Raw genomic sequence first — 16,721 nt, 5'->3', positions numbered from 1 at the left:
CCACAGTTGCAAGGCCCGTCTGCCAGCGAACCCGGCCGCCCACGCAACTTTGCCCGGCGTCGCGCATTATGGCGCGCAGGGAACACCAAGGAGGGAACCGTTCCATGCTCAACATCATCGGTGCCATCGTCAGCGGCCTGGTCATCGGCATTCTGGCGCGCTTTTTCTACCCCGGCCCGGTGCCGATGAGCTGGCTGGCAACGATCCTGCTGGGCGTGGCCGGGTCGCTGGTCGCCGGACTCGTCACCACCCGCGGCCGCCGGGATTTCGAGCGCGCCGGATGCCTGGCATCGGTGATCGGTGCGATCGTGCTGATCTTCATCGGCAGGGCGATCGGCATCGGCATGTGAAGGCGGAGACGGCCCACTCCGCGCAGCTAGCTCTAAAACGTGAATCCGCCGGAGTTTTCCTTGAGATGCTCGATGAATAGCCGGAACCTCGCCGGTACCACGGGCCCGGGCAGATGCACCGCGAAAATGCCGACTTCCTGCGATCCCTGGTAGTCCGGGAGTACCTGGACCAGTTTCCCGCCGGCGAGTGCCGCAGACACGTCCCACAGCGACCGCAGGGCAATTCCACAGCCCTCCAGCGCAAGTTCTCGCACGACCTCGCTTGAATTGGTGCGCACATGGCTGCAGCCGTCCTGGACGACCTGGCCGTCACTCCCCTCCAGATGCCAGGGAAGCTGGCTCTCGGTGGCGAGCAACCGGTGGTGTTTCAGATCGGCCAGCGTCTGCGGCACGCCGAAACGGGCAAGGTAACCCGGCGCTGCGCACAGTACCCTTCTGCTGGTGCCGAGTCTGTAGCTGACCAACTGGAGATCGATCGTCGCCGCGATCCGTATCGCAACGTCGTGGCCGCCTTCGCGCAAGTCGACGAATTCATCGGACAGGTCGATCTGCAGATCGATCTGCGGATATCGTTCCAGGAAAGCGGGAAGGTGCGGAACCACATGCATGCGGCCGAACGATGTCGGTGCGGTAAGCCGCAACGGCCCGCTCGCGTCGGCGTGCCGCCCGGAAATCCTGTCCTCTACGCCTTCGAGCGAAGCGCCCAGCAGCAGGAGCGCATCGTAGAGCTCCTTGCCTGGAACAGTAAGGGCAAGACGCCTGGTCGTGCGATGGATCAAACCCACGCCCAGCCGCTCTTCCAGCCGGCTCAGGCGCTTGGACAGGCCGGCAACCGAAGCCCCTCTTGCACGTGCAGCCGCAGAAATCGATCCCGCCTGGATGATGTGCACAAACAGGTCATAATCGGGATCGAACATCTTTAACCCAGGCTCAAAGGTCATTTCGTTTTTTTCATTCTAGTGCAAGCCGCGCTTTCCGCCTAGCGCACAAGAGACCTAAAACAAGGAGCGGGAGTCATGTCCGCAAAGGTTGTCAGGGCCGGACTGCAGGGAGCGGTTGCGCAATCGTTCGGTATGCCCTGCACAGAGCTGGCGGCGACAAGTTGTCCGAACACGCCGGCAAAAGCAGCCTGAAGTCTCCCGCACCGTTCTTCTCGCCGAGGCATCCCATGTCCATAAAAATGCCCGTCCCCGACCAAGCGACCCTCGCCAAACGCGCCCGGATCGTCGCGGCGATGCGCAGCATCGTGCCGGGCGAAGGCGTGATCGATGATCCCGATGCGCTCCGCCCGTGGGAATCGGATGGCCTCACCGCCTATCGCCAGCCGCCGATGCTGGTCGTCCTGCCGGAGACGGTGGAGCAGGTGGCCGCCGTGCTGCGCTGGTGCCACGCCGAGGGGGTAAAGGTGGTTCCCCGCGGTTCCGGCACTTCCTTGTCGGGGGGTGCGCTGCCGCTGGCCGACGCTGTGTTGCTGGGCATGGGCAAGTTCAAGAAGATCTTGCGGATCGACTACGAGGACCGCATCGCCGTGGTGCAGCCGGGCGTCACCAACCTTGCGATCACCCAGGCTGTGGAAGGACGCGGTTTCTACTACGCGCCCGATCCATCAAGCCAGATCGCCTGTTCGATCGGCGGCAATGTCGCGGAAAATTCCGGCGGGGTCCATTGTCTCAAATACGGGCTTACCACCAATAACGTGCTCGGCGTGGAACTGGTGACGATGGACGGTGAGATCGTGAGGCTGGGCGCGGACTATCCCGACGCCGGCGGGCTCGACCTGCTCGGTGTGATCGTCGGCTCGGAAGGGCTGCTGGGCGTGGTGACCGAAGTCACCGTGCGCATCCTGCCCAAGCCGCAAACCGCGCGGGCGGTTCTGCTCGGGTTCCCGGACGCGGAAAGCGCCGGTGCCTGCGTCGCTCACGTCATTGCCGAGGGAATCATCCCGGCCGGCATGGAAATGATGGACCGACCGGCAATCCATGCCGCCGAGGCTTTCGTCAAGGTCGGCTACCCGCTCGATGTCGGCGCGCTGCTGATCGTCGAGGTCGATGGCCCGGCGGCGGAGTGCGATCACCTGATCGATGAAATCGCCCGCATCGCCGATGCCAACGGCGCTACCAGTTCCCTCATCTCGCAGGACGAGGCCCAGCGCGTCGCGTTCTGGGCCGGCCGCAAGGCGGCTTTCCCCGCGGTGGGGCGCATCTCGCCCGACTACTACTGCATGGACGGCACGATTCCACGCCGACGCCTGCCCGAAGTTCTGCGACGCATGGAGGCGCTGTCGCAGAAGTACGGTCTGGGTGTCGCCAACGTGTTCCATGCCGGTGACGGCAACCTTCACCCGCTGATCCTCTATGATGCCAACATTCCCGGCGAGCTTGATCGCGCCGAGGAGTTCGGCAACGATATCCTGCGTCTGTGCGTCGAGGTTGGTGGCGTGCTGACCGGCGAACACGGTGTCGGCATCGAGAAACGCGACCTGATGCCCGAAATGTTCGCGCCGGACGATCTGGCGCAGCAACAGCGCGTGAAATGCGCATTCGATCCCGAACTGCTGCTCAATCCCGGCAAGGTCTTCCCGACGCTCCACCGCTGCGCCGAGCTGGGCCGGATGCACGTCCATCACGGGCAGCTTCCCTTTGCCGATCTTCCGAGGTTCTGATGGCCTTCCTGCAACCAAGAGACGCGGACGACCTGACCGAAATCGTGCGCAGCGCTGCAAGCGCCGGAGAAAAGCTGGAACTGCGCGGCGGCGGTACCAAGGCCGACTTCGGTGCCCCGCGCGCGGCGACGGTAGTTTCCGTGGCCGCGCTGTCGGGCGTCATAGACTATGACCCGGCCGAACTTGTGCTGACCCTGCGCCCCGGCACTCCGCTTGCCGAGGTCGAAGCCCTCCTCGCGGCGGAGGGCCAGATGCTGGCGTTCGAGCCCTGGGGCGCACCCGGCGCGACGATCGGCGGCGTCATTGCAGCAGGCGTCGCCGGCTCCCGCCGCATTACGGCAGGCAGCGCGCGCGATCACTTGCTCGGTTTCCAGGCGGTTTCCGGCCGGGGCGAAAGCTTTGTCGCGGGTGCCAAGGTGGTCAAAAACGTCACCGGATATGACCTGCCGAAGCTTATGGCCGGATCGTGGGGCCGCATCGGCGCGATGACCGAGCTGACCCTCAAGGCCCTGCCCGCCCCGCGCATGACCACGACCATGGTCGCTGAAGGTCTGGGCCCGGCTGCGGCCCATGCGCTGATGGCCTGCGCGCTTGGCAGCAACGCCGACGTATCGGCAGCGGCCCACCTCGCACGCGGGTTGACCTTGCTGCGCGTTGCGGGCTTTGCCCCATCGGTGGAAGCGCGCTGTGCCAGCCTTCCCGGCATCGTTTCCGCGCACTGCACTGTCCGGCGTGTCGCTGACGACGAGGCTGCCGGGTTGTGGGACGAGGCGATGACCGGATCGGGGCTCGCGGGAGAAACCTGTTGGCGCGTGCATCTGCCCCCGCGTCATGCGCCCTCTCTGGTCGCGCGCCTTGAGCCGCTCGGGATCGACTGGGCGATGGACTGGGGCGGCAGCCGGGTGTGGATCGCCCATGCCGGAAGCTCGCTCGCTGTGCGCCAAGCCGCCGCGGACCTCGGCGGCGAGGCCACGCTGGTGCGCGCCGATGCCGCGATGCGCGCGGCAGTCCCGCCGTTTCAGCCCCGTGCGCCGGGCCTCGCCGCGCTTGAACAGCGGGTCCGGCTGGCGTTCGACCCCAAGGGCGTCTTCGCCACCACCCGTTTTGCCGAGGATGCCCATGCAGACCTGCTTCCCGCCTGAACGTCTCGCCGATCCGGCGATGCGCGCCTCGGAAGAGGTGATCCGCAAGTGCGTGCACTGCGGGTTCTGCACGGCAACCTGCCCGACCTACGTCCTGCTCGGTGACGAGCTCGATAGTCCGCGCGGCCGCATCTACCTGATGAAGGATATGCTCGAGAACGGGAGCGAGCCGACGGCGGAGATCGTCAAGCACGTCGATCGCTGCCTTTCATGCCTGTCGTGCATGACCACCTGCCCGTCGGGCGTGAACTACATGCACCTCGTCGACCACGCGCGGGCCTATATCGAGGAGCGCTATACCCGGCCTTTGAGCCAGCGGTTCTTCCGGCGGCTGCTGGCCACCGTTCTGCCGCATCCCGGACGGTTCCGGCTGGCGCTCCTGTTCGCGCCGCTGGGCAAGCCGTTCCGGCCACTTCTGAAAACGATCCCGGCGTTGCGCCCGCTCGCCGCAATGATCGATCTTGCACCGCTCAGCCTGCCCGACGCCGCGCCGCTGGATAACAGCCGCCTGCCCAATGCCAAGGGCCGCGTCGCCCTGTTGCAGGGTTGCGCCGAGCCGGTACTCCGGCCGGAATTCCAGGCCGCCGCTGTCCGCCTGCTCGAGCGCTGCGGTCACGCCGTGATCTTCGCGCCGGGCGAAGGCTGCTGCGGCGCGCTCGTCCACCACATGGGCAGGGAAGCCGACGCGCTCGACGCGGCACGGCGCAACGTCGATGCGTGGACCCGTGAATTGGAGGGAGAAGGGCTCGACGCGATCCTCATCACCGCGTCAGGCTGCGGTACGACGATCAAGGATTACGGCTTCATGCTGCGCGAGGACCCCGCCTATGCCCAAAAGGCGGCGCGGATAAGCGGGCTGGCGATGGATGTCAGCGAGTATCTCGCGCGGATCGATCTGCCGCCGGGCGACGGTCGCGGACTGGTGGTGGCCTACCACCCGGCGTGCTCGCTGCAGCACGGCCAGAAAGTGACCGAGCAGCCCAAGCGGTTGCTCGCGCAGGCCGGCTACGACGTGCGCACCCCGGCAGAGGCGCACCTGTGTTGCGGGTCGGCCGGAACCTACAATATCCTGCAAGCCGAGATCGCAGGCCAGCTTGGCCGGCGCAAGGCCGATGCGATCGACGCTCTGAAAGCTGACGTCATCGCCACGGGCAACATCGGTTGCGCGACCCAGATAGGCCGGTTTTCCGGCACGCCTGTCGTCCACACCGTCGAACTGCTGGACTGGGCAACCGGCGGCCCGGCACCCGCCGCATTGCGCATGAAAACTGAATCACTTGCCGTTCGTGTCGAGTGAAGTCGAGACACCTGAGCACAGCGCCAGCGTGTCTCGACTTCGCTCGACACGAACGGAACTTGTGGTGCTGATGAAACGCTCGACGCTCGAGCACAAAGGCTCGTTGATCCGAACGCATAGCCCTCTCCCCTTCAGGGGAGAGGGTTGGGAGAGGGGGTGGTGCCGCTTCGCCCCCCCTCTCTACTCCGGCTAGGCGGACAAGCCGCCAAGCCTGCGTATCTCTCCCCTGAAGGGGAGAGAGCGACATGAGCCAAAGTATCGGGACCTGGTATAACCAGCCCGCGTCAGCGTTCGCCCTCCGGTCAGTCGCCGTGCTTTCGTTCGCGGCGGCTTTCGAGCATGCCGGGCGCGATGAAGCCGATGGGGGTGACTTCCATCGCCCGCTTCTTCAGCTCGCCCTTCATCCGGGCGTACTCGGTCTCCATTTCCTCGGTCACCGTGGCGCGGCTGTCGGCAAGGGCCTCGGCGAAGTCTTCGCCGGTTACCGCATCGACCTTCGCGCCACGCTTGCGGATGGCGATCAGGCCGGCGCGGCGGACCACGTCTTCCAGATCGGCACCGGTAAACCGCTCGGTCTCGCGCGCGATCTGCGCCAGATCGACATCATCGGCGAGCGGCATGCGGCCAGTGTGGATGCCCAGGATATGCTCGCGCCCGGCCGCGTCGGGGGTGCCGACGTAGACCAGTTCATCGAACCGGCCGGGGCGCAGCAGCGCCGGATCGACCAGCGCCGGGCGGTTGGTCGCGCCGATCAGCACCACCGATTGCAGTTCCTCCATGCCGTCCATTTCGGCCAGGATGGTGTTGACCACCCGCGCCGTCACTTGCGGCTCGCCCATGCCGCCGCCCATGCCCCGGGCGGGCACCAGACTGTCGATTTCGTCGATGAAGATCACGCAAGGTGCCACCTGCCGGGCGCGGGCGAACAGCTTGGCAATCTGCTGCTCGCTCTCGCCATACCACTTCGACAGCAGGTCGGACGACTTGATCGAGATGAAGTTCGCCTCGGCCTCCTTGGCGACGGCCTTGGCCAGCAGGGTCTTGCCGGTGCCGGGGGGGCCATAGAGGAGGAAGCCCTTGGCCGGGCGGATGCCCAGCTTGTGGAACGCCTCGGGGTTCTTGAGCGGCAGCTCGATCCCCTCCTTCAGCTTGAGCTGCGCATCGTCGAGGCCGCCGATATCGGCCCAGCCGATGTTCGGCACCTGCACCATCACCTCGCGCATCGCGGAAGGCTGGACGCGCTTGAGCGCGGCGAGGAAATCCTCGCGCTCGACCGACAGCGTTTCGAGCACTTCGGCGGGGATGGTGCGCGCCTCCAGGTCCAGCTTGGGCATGATCCGGCGCACCGTCTCGATCGCCGCCTCACGGGTGAGCGCGGCAAGATCGGCACCCACGAAGCCGTGCGTGGTGCGCGCCAGCTCGTTGAGGTCGATCCCCGCGCCCAGCGGCATGCCGCGGGTGTGGATGCCGAGTATTTCGCGACGGCCGTTCTCGTCCGGCACCCCGATCACGATCTCGCGGTCGAAGCGGCCGGGGCGGCGCAGCGCCTCGTCGATCGCCTCGGGGCGGTTGGTGGCGGCGATGACGACGACATGGGCACGGCTGTTCAGCCCGTCCATCAGCGTCAGCAACTGGGCGACCAGCCGCTTCTCGGTCTCGCCATGCACCTGATCGCGCTTGGGGGCGATCGAATCGATCTCGTCGATGAAGATGATCGCCGGCGCGGCCTTGGCCGCTTCCTCGAACACGGTGCGCAACGCCTTCTCGCTCTCGCCATAACCGGAGCCGACGATTTCGGGGCCGTTGATCGAGAAGAACTGCGCCTCGCTCTCGTTCGCCACCGCCTGCGCCAGCCGGGTCTTGCCGGTTCCCGGCGGGCCGTGCAGCAGCACGCCCTTGGGCGGGGCCACGCCGAGCCGGGTGAACAGTTCGGGATAGCGCAGCGGCAGCTCCACCATCTCGCGCAGCGCGCGGATGGTATCGCCCATGCCGCCGACATCGTCATAGTTGACGTCGCCGCGCGCATCGTGCGCTTCCTCGAAGGTCTCGCGCAGTTCCACCTCGGTGTTCTCGTCGATGTGGACGATGCCGCGCGGGGTGGTGGAGACGACGTTGAGGCGGATCTGGGTCAGCGCATAGGCGGGCGCGTTGAACATCCGGCGCAGTTGCGGCGGGATATCCGCCACCTGCTGCTGCCCGGTGGTGGCGACGAGATCGCCCTGCACCATCGGCCGCCCGGCGAAGTTGCGCTTGAGCGCCAGCGCCGGCCCCTGCAGCCGCATGTCCTTCTGCGCCGGGGCAAACACCACGCGCTGCGCCGGCCTAGATTCGGCCTTGCGCACGGTCACGTGATCGCCCGAGCCGACTTCGGCGTTGCCGCGCTGCAGGCCATCCAGCCGGATCACCTCCAGCCCTTCATCCTCCGGATAGGCCAGCATCGCGCGCGCCACGGTCACCGCCTTGCCGGTGATTTCCAGCACGTCGCCCTCCATCGCGCCGAGTGCGCCGAGCGCCTCGCGCGAGAGGCGGGCGATGCCGTGCCCGCTTTCTTCCTGCCGTGCGGCGGCGACCTGCACCTTGACGGTGCGCGTTTCGACCTGGGTGTCGGTATCGGCCATGCTATCCCTTTCGTGCCCGCCCCTCGTTGCGGAACCCCGGACCTGGGCGTTCGCGTTCGGGTGCTGCTGGGAGACGAAGTAAGCATCCCCTCCGGCGTTTTCAAACGGCCGGCGCAGCGCCCTGTTCCGGCACGGCATTGGCGCGCGAAGTCATACCAAGGCTCGTTGATCCAAACGCATAGCCCTCTCCCCTTCAGGGGAGAGGGTTGGGAGAGGGGGATGGCGCCGCTTCCCCCCCTCTCTACTCCGGCTAGGCGGACAAGCCGCCAAGCCTGTGTATCTCTCCCCTGAAGGGGAGAGAGCGGCATGAGTCAGAGTTATCGGGATTTGGTATCAGCCGGTCGGCGGCTCCTGCTGCTGCGCCTTGCGGCTGACCCGGCGGTTCTTTGCCGCTCCCAGCCGCTCCAGCGGGTTCACCATCGCCTCGTAGCGGCCGAACAAGTGCTCCACCCGCTCGCGATCGGAAGCGAACGGCGCAGGGCGATAGAGCCGGTCCACGGCCGCATCGAGCGCGGCATGGGCCTTGCGCAAGTTGGCGGGCATCGTGTCGGGATCATAGAGATCGGCCAGGCTGGAGGTGGGATGCGCGGCGCGCGCATCGAGCACAGCCTGCGCCAGCACCTCGACTTTCGCGCGCTGGGCCGGCGTGGCGTCAGGCCAGGGGAAGGTGTTGTAAACGAGGCCGATGGAGTAGCGAAATCGACTTTCTAACCGCCCACCAATGTGAGCCAGCCACGCCATGTGCGCGCGGCTGGTCAGGATGGCGAAGTCGAACAAAGTTGTTTTGGGCTGAACGAACAGAAGATCGCTGGCGATCGTGGGCGGTTGCAGCCACCCCATTGGCACGTATTCCCTGCGCTCTGAACTGACCTTGGGGATTACAAGATATGCATCTTTGGGAACAACGGTGACGTGATAACGTGTTGGGTCCGACGCTAGCATCTGTGTCGCTTTGCTTTTGCTAGCTGCTCGCATAGCCCGGACATTCGCAATTCGCTCCAAAACTTTGGGCAGTCGCCTGATTTCATGTGGTGGAGCTTCTGACAGGTGCAGAATGAACCTGACGCCTCCGTTGATGAACTCTTGGCTTCCAAGATAGGGGCGCATAAACACCGTTGCGCCCGGCTCTTCAGCTATGAAGCGCGCGCGCTCATCTGCGTCGAAAATGTAGTGGCCACCATCGATGGGCTTCGAGCCGATCACAATCTTCCCGGCCCCATTGATCGGCCTGCCCTCCTCCTTCACCACAAGATGCCGATTCGCGACGCCCTTCGCATCGAACAGGTACGCCGTCAGCGCCGCGTGGCGGCTCTCCACCGGATCGCCCTTGATGTCCGGATAGCTGAACAGCCGTTTTTCGGCAGGCTCGTGATCGCGGTGGGCCAGTCCGACGATGATGACATGCACATGCGCCTTGCCGCGCGCCTCGCTGCCCCAGGAAAAGGTGCGGTGGGCGAAGGCGATTTCCAGCCCGCACCGGTCGAACAGGATCGGCCATAGCTGCGCCACCTGTTCGCCCTGGCAGATCGAATTGGTCGAAACGAAAGCGATGCGGATGCGGCGGTTGTCCTGCACGAACTGCCCCGCCTTGATGAACCACGCCGCGACATAGTCCAGCGTGCCGCCGCTGCCGCCCAGCCCGGCGATCCGGCGCACCTGTGCCCGCTGCAACTCGTTCTGGTACTTGGCCCCCACGAACGGCGGATTGCCCATGACATAGCTGCACCGTTCGGGCGGCAGCAGGTTCTCCCATGGTTCCTCCAGCGCATCCCCGTGCAGGATATGCGCGCTGTCCTTGAGCGGGATGCGGGCATAGTTGGCCGAAAAGCTCTCGTTCAGGGCGTTGTTGGCGATATGGTCCATCATCCACATCGCCACTTCGGCGATGCGGGCAGGAAATTCCTCGTATTCGATGCCGAAGAACTGGTCGACGGTGACGCGCGAGAGCAGCGCGGGATCGAGAAAGCCCTGGCGGCTGATCTCTCCGGTATCGGACATCGCCTTGGGCCAGCGCGCCTCCAGCGCCTCAAGCTCCAGCCGGCGCAGCTCGCGATAGGCGATGACCAGGAAATTGCCGCAGCCGCAGGCGGGATCGAAGAACGTCAATCGCGTCAGCCGGGTAAGGAACTTGTCCAGTTCCTTGTCGCGCCCGGTCTTGCGCCCGACGATCACCGCCAGTTCGGCCTTCAGGTCGTCGAGGAACAGCGGCCCGATCACCTTCAGGATATTGGCTTCGGTCGTATAGTGCGCGCCCTTGGCCCGGCGTTCCTTTGCGTCCATGACCGACTGGAACAGCGAACCGAAGATCGCCGGCGAAACGCCCGACCAGTCGTGCCTGGCGGCATCGAGCAGATGGCCGCGCATGGCGGCGGTGAAGTGGGCCGTCCGCAGCCGTCCGGCAAACAGCCGTCCGTTGACATAGGGAAATGCGTTCAGTTCCGCTGCCAGCGTGCTCTGCCGCGCGGTTTCCGGGGTATCGAGCACATCGAACAGATCGTTCAGCATGCGGCCCACATCGCTGCCGTCGGGCCGGGTATCGTTTTCTATGAGTTGAAGGAAAATGTCCTTGGGCTGGAAGATGCCGGTATCGTCCGCGAACAGGCAGAACAGCAGCCGGACCAGCAACTGCTCCAGATCGTGCCCGACATAGCCGGATTCCTCCAGCGCATCGTGCAGCTTGCCCATCAGCTCCGCCGCCTTGATGGTGACGCCCGCCTGCGTGGCGAACGTGACCTTGCGGCCCAGCATGAAATCGAACGCGGTAACGTGCTTGTGCAGGTCTTTCAGCGCGAAAGACAGTTCGCGGCCGTTATCGTCCAGATCGATCAGCCGCCAGCGCTGGAAATCGCAGGTCAGGATATAGCGCGGCTGATCGCGCTGCGGCAGCCAGTTGAAATATTCGCTTGCCTGCATCTGCGCGGCCAGCAGATCGCGGCCCGCGCTTTTCTGCTCGACGATCAGCGTGCCGGGCCAGAACAGATCGATGAAGCCGCGACGATTGCTGTCGATCGCCTGCACCTGCTTCTCGTAGACGGCAACCTGCCGCCGCCGGATGCCGAAAATCTCGAAAAAGTCGTTGTAGAAGCTTTGCGTTTCGCCCTTTTCGTAACGGGCGTCCTTCCAGTCCTCGCTGAATGCCTTGGCGCGTCGCCGTATCTCGTCCCAGCCAAGCCGCATCGCCGTCCCCTGTGTGAGACACGGGCTTAGGCGGCAGCGGCCAATTCCGCAACGATCAGGCGAGGGGGTGGGGAAGTTGGAGCGGGTAGCGGGAATCGAACCCGCATAACTAGCTTGGAAGGCTAGGGCTTTACCACTAAGCTATACCCGCCCGTTCCGGTGTGCCGGCGATTGCCCGAGATTGACGGGTTCGTCAACGGCTGACTTGATCCGGATGGCCCGCCCTCACCTCCCCCGTCGCCCTGGCATAAATCCCGCACTGCTCGGCGGGCGGCGGCGGGAAGGTCTTGATATTCTCGCACATGCAGCAATGTTAGGGGCAGATGCCAGACCTAAGGACCCTGCGATGACCGCCGCCCGCACCAGCCTGCCCGCCGAAGCTGCCGCCCCTTCGCGCAAAGGAGGAGCGTTCGACCGGATTTTCGGAGCGGGGCTGGGCAAGTTGCTGCGCGGCTTCGGGGTTTCTACCAAGCGCGACCAGCATGCCGGGTTGTTCGACCTCGCCGATGCGCTGCTGTCGCCGCGCGGGCGCGCTTCGGGTCCGGCACTGGCATCGGCGTTTTTCACGCTCTACGAGCAGAGCCCGATGGACGCGCGCCAGGCATTTCTGGCCAAAGTCCACGATCTCCATCCGGCTGACGCGCAGGCGATCGCCGCCGCGATCGCGCGGTGGCAGCGCGATGGCGATGAAGAGGCCGCCCGCGCGCTCAACGCCGCCACCGAATCGCCCTCGCGCCGGCTGATCCGCCTGCTCAACCTTGCCCCTCAGGGCACCCAGCGGCTGATCGGCATGCGCGAGGATCTGCTGGCCGCGCCCGATCGCAGCCCCGGGCTCAAGGCGTTCGATCGCGAGCTGGAAAGCGCCTTTGCCAACTGGTTCAACGCCGGCTTCCTGGAACTGCGGCGGATCGGCTGGGATACCTCGGCCCGGCTGCTGGAACGGATCATCGCTTACGAGGCGGTGCACGAAATCAAGGGCTGGGACGATCTGCGCCGCCGGCTCGAACCGGTAGACCGGCGCTGCTACGGGTTCTTCCATCCACAGATGCAGGACGATCCGCTGATCTTCGTCGAAGTGGCGCTGACCGATCACCTGCCCGGCGCCATCCACGATGTCATCGCGGCGGAACGCGAGCCGATCGACCCACGGCAGGCGAGCCATGCGATCTTCTATTCGATCAGCAATTGCCAGGTCGGGCTGAAAGGCATTCCCTTCGGCAATTACCTCATCAAGCGGGTGGTCGGCCTGCTCAGCGACGAGCTGCCGCAGCTCAAGACGTTCGCCACGCTGTCGCCGGTGCCGGGCTTTGCCAAGTGGCTGGCCAAGGACCGTCCGGGTGCCGCGGTGCCGGACGGCGACGAACTGCGCTCCATCGCGGCGCGCTATCTGGTCGAGGCCAAGGGGGCGGGGAACCAGCCGGTCGATCCCGTGGCGCGGTTCCATCTCGGCAACGGGGCGCGGCTTGAGGCGGTGCACGCCGGGGCCGATCTTTCGGCCAACGGGCGCAAGCAGGCGCACGGGGTGATGGTAAATTACCTCTATGACCTGGACGACATCGAAGCCAACTACTTCGCGCTGACCGAGACCGGCACCGTGGCCACCTCGAAAGCGGTGCGCGCACTGCTCGAAGAGACGCAAGACGCCAAACCGGCCAAGGGCAAGCGCAAGGGTGATGAACCGAAGACAGCGGAGGTCGCCTGAACAGCGATTGATGGGCGCGCAGAGACGCGGAGACGCAGAGGGATGTAGGGCATCGTGTGCTTAATGAGCACCCCAAGTTCCGTTCGTATCGAGCGAAGTCGAGATACGGAAAGCACAGCGCCAGCGTATCTCGACTTCGCTCGATACGAACGGAGAATGATTCAGATTTGATGCGCTCGGCTTTAAGCCCGACAATCTCTGCGTCGCCGCGTCTCCGCGTGAATCCAAAAATCCTGCTACGGCAGGATCAGGGTCAGTGCCCCGGAAAGTCCATCAGCGACTGCACCGCAACCCCGGCACCACGCAGCCGGTCCGCGCCGCCCAGGTCCGGCAGGTCGATCAGGAACAGCGCATGATCGGCGCGGGCAGTGGCCTTGCGCAGCAGTTCCACCGCCGCCAGCGCGGTGCCGCCGGTGGCGACGAGATCGTCGATCACCACCACCTGTTGCCCGGCGTGGACCGCCCCCGGATCGACTTCCAGCGTGCCCGTGCCGTATTCAAGCGCATAGTCCAGTGCCAGCACCGGCACCGGCAGCTTGCCGGGCTTGCGCACCGGCACGAACGGCAGACCCAGCCGCGCCGCGACTGCCGCGCCGAAGATGAAGCCGCGCGCCTCGATCCCGGCCACCGCTTCGGCCCCGATTGCGGCAGCCTGCTGTGCCAGCAGCGTCACCGCCACAGCGAAGCCTTCGCCATGGCCGATCAGCGTGGTGACATCGCGGAACAGGATGCCGGCGTGCGGGAAATCAGGAACGGTACGGACCAGTGCCTTCAGTTCATCCTGCGTCATCTTCCGCGCCTCATTTCACGATTTCATCACGCCCGAACAAGGAAACGCCCCTGACATCGCGAGGATGCAGGGGCGTTGCCGTTTGGATCGGACGGGAAGCTTAGTGCTTCTTGCCGGCCCAGATGTTGCGATAGGACATGTAGCCCAGGATCGTGGCGAAGAGCAGGAAGCCCAGCACGGCCCAGCCGGTCTGCTTGCGCTTGTCCAGCTTGGGTTCGGCGGTCCAGGTCAGGAAGGCCGAAACGTCCTGCGCCATCTGGTCCACGGTCGCCTTGGTGCCGTCGGCATAGGTCACCTGACCTTCTGCGGTCAGCGGCGGTGCCATCGCCAGATTGAGGTTGGCGAAGTACGGGTTGTAGTGCAGCCCGTTCGGCGTCTTGGCATCCGGGAACTCCTTCAGGAGTTCGGCGGGCTGCTCCTGATAGCCGGTGATCAGCGAATAGACATAGGCGGTGCCTTCGTGGCGGGCCTTGGTCATCAGCGACAGGTCCGGCGGAACCGCGTTGTTGTTCGCGGCGCGCGCGGCGATGTCGTTCGCAAAGGGCTTGGGGAAGTAGTCGGTCGGCAGGCCCGGACGGGTATTCGCCTCACCCGTTGCGGGGTCGATGCCGGGGACCTGGAAGCCCTTGGCAATCGCCTTCACTTCGGCGTCGCTATAGCCGATCGCCTTCAGGTCGCGGAAGGCGACGTGGCTGAGCGAGTGGCAGGCCGAGCACACTTCCTTGTATATCTGGAAGCCGCGCTGCAACTGCTGGTTGTCATAGCGGCCAAAGGGACCGTCGAACGAATGGCTCACTTCCTTGGGGTGGAGGTGGAATTCGTGCTCGGCAGTGGCTGCGGGCGGCTCGGTGATCTGGGTGTAAGCACCCTTGCCGAAGGACCACGCCAGGGCGACCGTGAAGAACAGCCCGACGAGGATCGAGAGAATGCGTGCCATGTCTTTCGTCTTTCGTTCTAGCTGTCGATCAGTGAGCCGCCGGAGCGAGCGCGGCACCCTCGTCCGAACCCAGCACGGATTCGGTGATGGAGAAGGGCAGCGGCTTGGGCTTCTCGATCGCGGAGACGATCGGGATGATGATCAGGAAGTGCGCGAAGTAGTAGAGCGCCGCAAGCTGGCTCAGCATCACGAAGGGTTCGGCCGCCGGCGCACCGCCGCAGTAGAACAGCACCGCCATCGCCGGCAGCAGGCCGAAGAAGAAGAACTTCTTGTACAGCGGGCGATAGGTGCCGGACCGCACGGGCGACTTGTCGAGCCAGGGCAGGAAGAACCACACCAGGATCGCGCCGAACATGGCGAGCACGCCCATCAGCTTGGCCGGGATGAAGAAGAAGTCCTGCGTGAAGGCGCGAAGGATCGCGTAGAACGGCCAGAAGTACCATTCGGGAACGATGTGCGCCGGAGTGCTCATCGGGTTGGCGGGGATGTAGTTGTCCGGGTGGCCCAGCGCGTTGGGGAAGAAGAACACCATCGCGCAGTACAGGATCGCGAACACGCCGATCGCCCAGCCGTCCTTGGCGACGTAATAGGGATAGAACGGAACGGTATCGCTCTCGCTCTTCACTTCGACGCCGGTCGGGTTGGACGAGCCGGGGATGTGCAGCGCCCAGATGTGCAGGATGACGACACCCAGGATCACGAACGGCAGCAGGTAGTGCAGCGAGAAGAAGCGGTTCAGCGCGGCGTTATCGGGGGCAAAGCCGCCGAGCAGCCACTGCTGGAGCGGTTCGCCGACCAGCGGAATCGCGCCGAACAGGCCGGTGATGACCTTGGCACCCCAGAAGCTCATCTGGCCCCAAGGCAGCACATAGCCCATGAAGGCGGTGGCCATCATCAGCAGGAAGATCACGACACCCAGCAGCCACACCATTTCGCGCGGGGCCTTGTACGACCCGAAGTAGAAGCCGCGGAAGATGTGGATGTAGATGACGACGAAGAATGCCGAGGCCCCGTTGGCGTGCGCATAGCGCATCAACCAGCCCCAGTTGACGTCACGCACGGTCATCTCGACGCTGTCGAACGCGACGGCGGTGTTCGAGGCATAGTGCATCGCCATGACGATGCCGGTGACGATCTGGAGGACGAGGCACAGCCCCGCGAGGAAACCGAAGTTCCAGAAATAGTTGAGGTTGCGCGGAACCTCATAACCGCTGCCGACGGCATTGAAGACGAGACGCGGCAGGGGCAGCCTCTCGTCCATCCACTTCATGAAGGGATGGCTCGGCGTGTATTGCTTGGCCCAGGGAAAGCTCATGTCTGGTGATCCTCTCGCTTGGCTCAGCCGATCTTGACGACGGTATCGGAGGCGAATTCGTATTCCGGAACCTCAAGGTTCTTGGGCGCGGGGCCCTTACGGATACGGGCTGCGGTATCGTAGGCGGAACCGTGGCAGGGGCAGAAGTAGCCGCCGAATTCACCCTTGGCCTCACCCTCGCCGGCGCCGAGCGGCACGCAGCCCAGGTGGGTGCAGACGCCCATGGTGATGAGCCAGTTGGTCTTGCCTTCCTTGGTGCGTTCTTCCAGCGTCTGCGGATCGCGCAGCGAGGACACGTCCACGGCATTGGCTTCCTCGATCTCCTTGGGAGTGAGGTTGCGCACGAAGACCGGCTGCTTGCGGAATTCGGCCTTGATCGCCTGGCCGGGCTTGATCGCCGAAATGTCGATCTCGGTGGAAGAGGCCGCGAGAACGTCGGCCGATGCCGACATCTGGCTGACCAGCGGAACCACGATCCCGACGCCGGCCACGCCGGCCGCGCTGACTGCGGCGATATTGATGAAATCGCGCCGCCGAACGCCTTCTGCTTCTGTCATGTTAGCCCTTGCCTTGCTTACGCCAACCACTGGAGGAGGCCCCTGCAAGGTCGGCCGGAACGACCGATAGCATGACTGGAACCCCCATTATCGCTGGCGCACGGACACACTCCGGGCGCACGGCGACTTGGGGGGCCTGATAAACGCGAATGCCCGCGCTGCCAACCGCCTTTT

The 16,721-nt window shown here is 65.0% G+C and carries 12 protein-coding genes and 1 tRNA gene; 5 read left to right on the top strand and 8 right to left on the bottom strand.

The features are described from left to right. The first annotated feature begins 104 nt into the window (after positions 1-104). On the top strand, positions 105-350 hold the full coding sequence (locus IE122_RS01310) for a GlsB/YeaQ/YmgE family stress response membrane protein (protein WP_189619280.1): 246 nt from the start codon (positions 105-107) through the stop codon (positions 348-350). A gap of 32 nt (positions 351-382) precedes the next feature. Here the strand turns inward: IE122_RS01310 and IE122_RS01305 are convergent, their stop codons facing one another. Beyond that, on the bottom strand, positions 383-1,267 hold the full coding sequence (locus IE122_RS01305; RefSeq protein WP_189619279.1) for a LysR family transcriptional regulator: 885 nt from the start codon (positions 1,265-1,267) through the stop codon (positions 383-385). A gap of 251 nt (positions 1,268-1,518) precedes the next feature. Here IE122_RS01305 and IE122_RS01300 point away from each other — a divergent pair, with 251 nt between their 5' ends. Genes IE122_RS01300 through glcF form a run of 3 tightly spaced genes read left to right on the top strand, consistent with a single transcriptional unit; the run spans position 1,519 to position 5,451 of the window. Continuing rightward, positions 1,519-3,012, top strand: coding sequence for an FAD-linked oxidase C-terminal domain-containing protein (locus IE122_RS01300; RefSeq protein ID WP_189619278.1), 1,494 nt, complete (start codon positions 1,519-1,521; stop codon positions 3,010-3,012). Then, positions 3,012-4,154, top strand: coding sequence for an FAD-binding protein (locus IE122_RS01295; RefSeq protein ID WP_189619277.1), 1,143 nt, complete (start codon positions 3,012-3,014; stop codon positions 4,152-4,154). Before IE122_RS01300 ends, IE122_RS01295 begins: the two co-directional genes overlap by 1 nt. Next, positions 4,132-5,451, top strand: a complete 1,320-nt coding sequence (gene glcF, locus IE122_RS01290; protein ID WP_189619276.1) for a glycolate oxidase subunit GlcF — start codon at positions 4,132-4,134, stop codon at positions 5,449-5,451. Before IE122_RS01295 ends, glcF begins: the two co-directional genes overlap by 23 nt. Before the next feature lie 302 nt (positions 5,452-5,753). On the opposite strand, the gene IE122_RS01285 is transcribed toward glcF, so the two are convergent. From IE122_RS01285 to IE122_RS01275, 3 genes are all read right to left on the bottom strand, one after another. After that, the gene (locus IE122_RS01285; RefSeq protein WP_189619275.1) at positions 5,754-8,069 is read right to left on the bottom strand and encodes a CDC48 family AAA ATPase; all 2,316 of its coding nucleotides are present in this window, start codon (positions 8,067-8,069) and stop codon (positions 5,754-5,756) included. Positions 8,070-8,402: 333 nt separating this feature from the next. Next, complete coding sequence (locus IE122_RS01280) at positions 8,403-11,246, bottom strand: DNA methyltransferase (RefSeq protein WP_189619274.1); 2,844 nt, start codon at positions 11,244-11,246, stop codon at positions 8,403-8,405. 77 nt (positions 11,247-11,323) lie between these two features. Then, positions 11,324-11,397 (bottom strand) — tRNA-Gly (locus tag IE122_RS01275). Positions 11,398-11,592: 195 nt separating this feature from the next. On the opposite strand from IE122_RS01275, the gene IE122_RS01270 reads away from it, so the two are divergent. Then, positions 11,593-12,948, top strand: a complete 1,356-nt coding sequence (locus tag IE122_RS01270; RefSeq protein WP_189619273.1) for a malonyl-CoA decarboxylase domain-containing protein — start codon at positions 11,593-11,595, stop codon at positions 12,946-12,948. Positions 12,949-13,201: 253 nt separating this feature from the next. Here IE122_RS01270 and IE122_RS01265 read toward each other — a convergent pair whose 3' ends face one another. From IE122_RS01265 to petA, 4 genes are all read right to left on the bottom strand, one after another. Next, the gene (locus IE122_RS01265) at positions 13,202-13,738 is read right to left on the bottom strand and encodes an adenine phosphoribosyltransferase (protein ID WP_189619272.1); all 537 of its coding nucleotides are present in this window, start codon (positions 13,736-13,738) and stop codon (positions 13,202-13,204) included. A 100-nt stretch (positions 13,739-13,838) separates the two neighbouring features. Continuing rightward, positions 13,839-14,675: a cytochrome c1 gene (locus tag IE122_RS01260; protein ID WP_189619271.1), complete on the bottom strand. Its 837-nt coding sequence runs from the start codon at positions 14,673-14,675 to the stop codon at positions 13,839-13,841. Positions 14,676-14,703: 28 nt separating this feature from the next. Next, the gene (locus IE122_RS01255) at positions 14,704-15,990 is read right to left on the bottom strand and encodes a cytochrome b (RefSeq protein WP_189619270.1); all 1,287 of its coding nucleotides are present in this window, start codon (positions 15,988-15,990) and stop codon (positions 14,704-14,706) included. Positions 15,991-16,013: 23 nt separating this feature from the next. Further along, complete coding sequence (gene petA, locus IE122_RS01250) at positions 16,014-16,547, bottom strand: ubiquinol-cytochrome c reductase iron-sulfur subunit (RefSeq protein ID WP_189619269.1); 534 nt, start codon at positions 16,545-16,547, stop codon at positions 16,014-16,016. Positions 16,548-16,721 lie beyond the last annotated feature (174 nt).

This window comes from Novosphingobium colocasiae (assembly GCF_014652555.1).
GTDB classification, from domain to species: domain Bacteria; phylum Pseudomonadota; class Alphaproteobacteria; order Sphingomonadales; family Sphingomonadaceae; genus Novosphingobium; species Novosphingobium colocasiae.
Note: the sequence above shows the minus strand (reverse complement) of the source record. Positions and strands in the feature narration are given on the sequence as shown.

Excerpts from the sequence above, each read along its gene's own strand:
- IE122_RS01310 (WP_189619280.1), top strand. The coding sequence starts at position 105 with ATGCTCAACATCATCGGTGCCATCGTCAGCGGCCTGGTCATCGGCATT.
- IE122_RS01305 (WP_189619279.1), bottom strand. The coding sequence starts at position 1,267 with ATGTTCGATCCCGATTATGACCTGTTTGTGCACATCATCCAGGCGGGA.
- IE122_RS01300 (WP_189619278.1), top strand. The coding sequence starts at position 1,519 with ATGTCCATAAAAATGCCCGTCCCCGACCAAGCGACCCTCGCCAAACGC.
- IE122_RS01295 (WP_189619277.1), top strand. The coding sequence starts at position 3,012 with ATGGCCTTCCTGCAACCAAGAGACGCGGACGACCTGACCGAAATCGTG.
- glcF (WP_189619276.1), top strand. The coding sequence starts at position 4,132 with ATGCAGACCTGCTTCCCGCCTGAACGTCTCGCCGATCCGGCGATGCGC.
- IE122_RS01285 (WP_189619275.1), bottom strand. The coding sequence starts at position 8,069 with ATGGCCGATACCGACACCCAGGTCGAAACGCGCACCGTCAAGGTGCAG.
- IE122_RS01280 (WP_189619274.1), bottom strand. The coding sequence starts at position 11,246 with ATGCGGCTTGGCTGGGACGAGATACGGCGACGCGCCAAGGCATTCAGC.
- IE122_RS01270 (WP_189619273.1), top strand. The coding sequence starts at position 11,593 with ATGACCGCCGCCCGCACCAGCCTGCCCGCCGAAGCTGCCGCCCCTTCG.
- IE122_RS01265 (WP_189619272.1), bottom strand. The coding sequence starts at position 13,738 with ATGACGCAGGATGAACTGAAGGCACTGGTCCGTACCGTTCCTGATTTC.
- IE122_RS01260 (WP_189619271.1), bottom strand. The coding sequence starts at position 14,675 with ATGGCACGCATTCTCTCGATCCTCGTCGGGCTGTTCTTCACGGTCGCC.
- IE122_RS01255 (WP_189619270.1), bottom strand. The coding sequence starts at position 15,990 with ATGAGCTTTCCCTGGGCCAAGCAATACACGCCGAGCCATCCCTTCATG.
- petA (WP_189619269.1), bottom strand. The coding sequence starts at position 16,547 with ATGACAGAAGCAGAAGGCGTTCGGCGGCGCGATTTCATCAATATCGCC.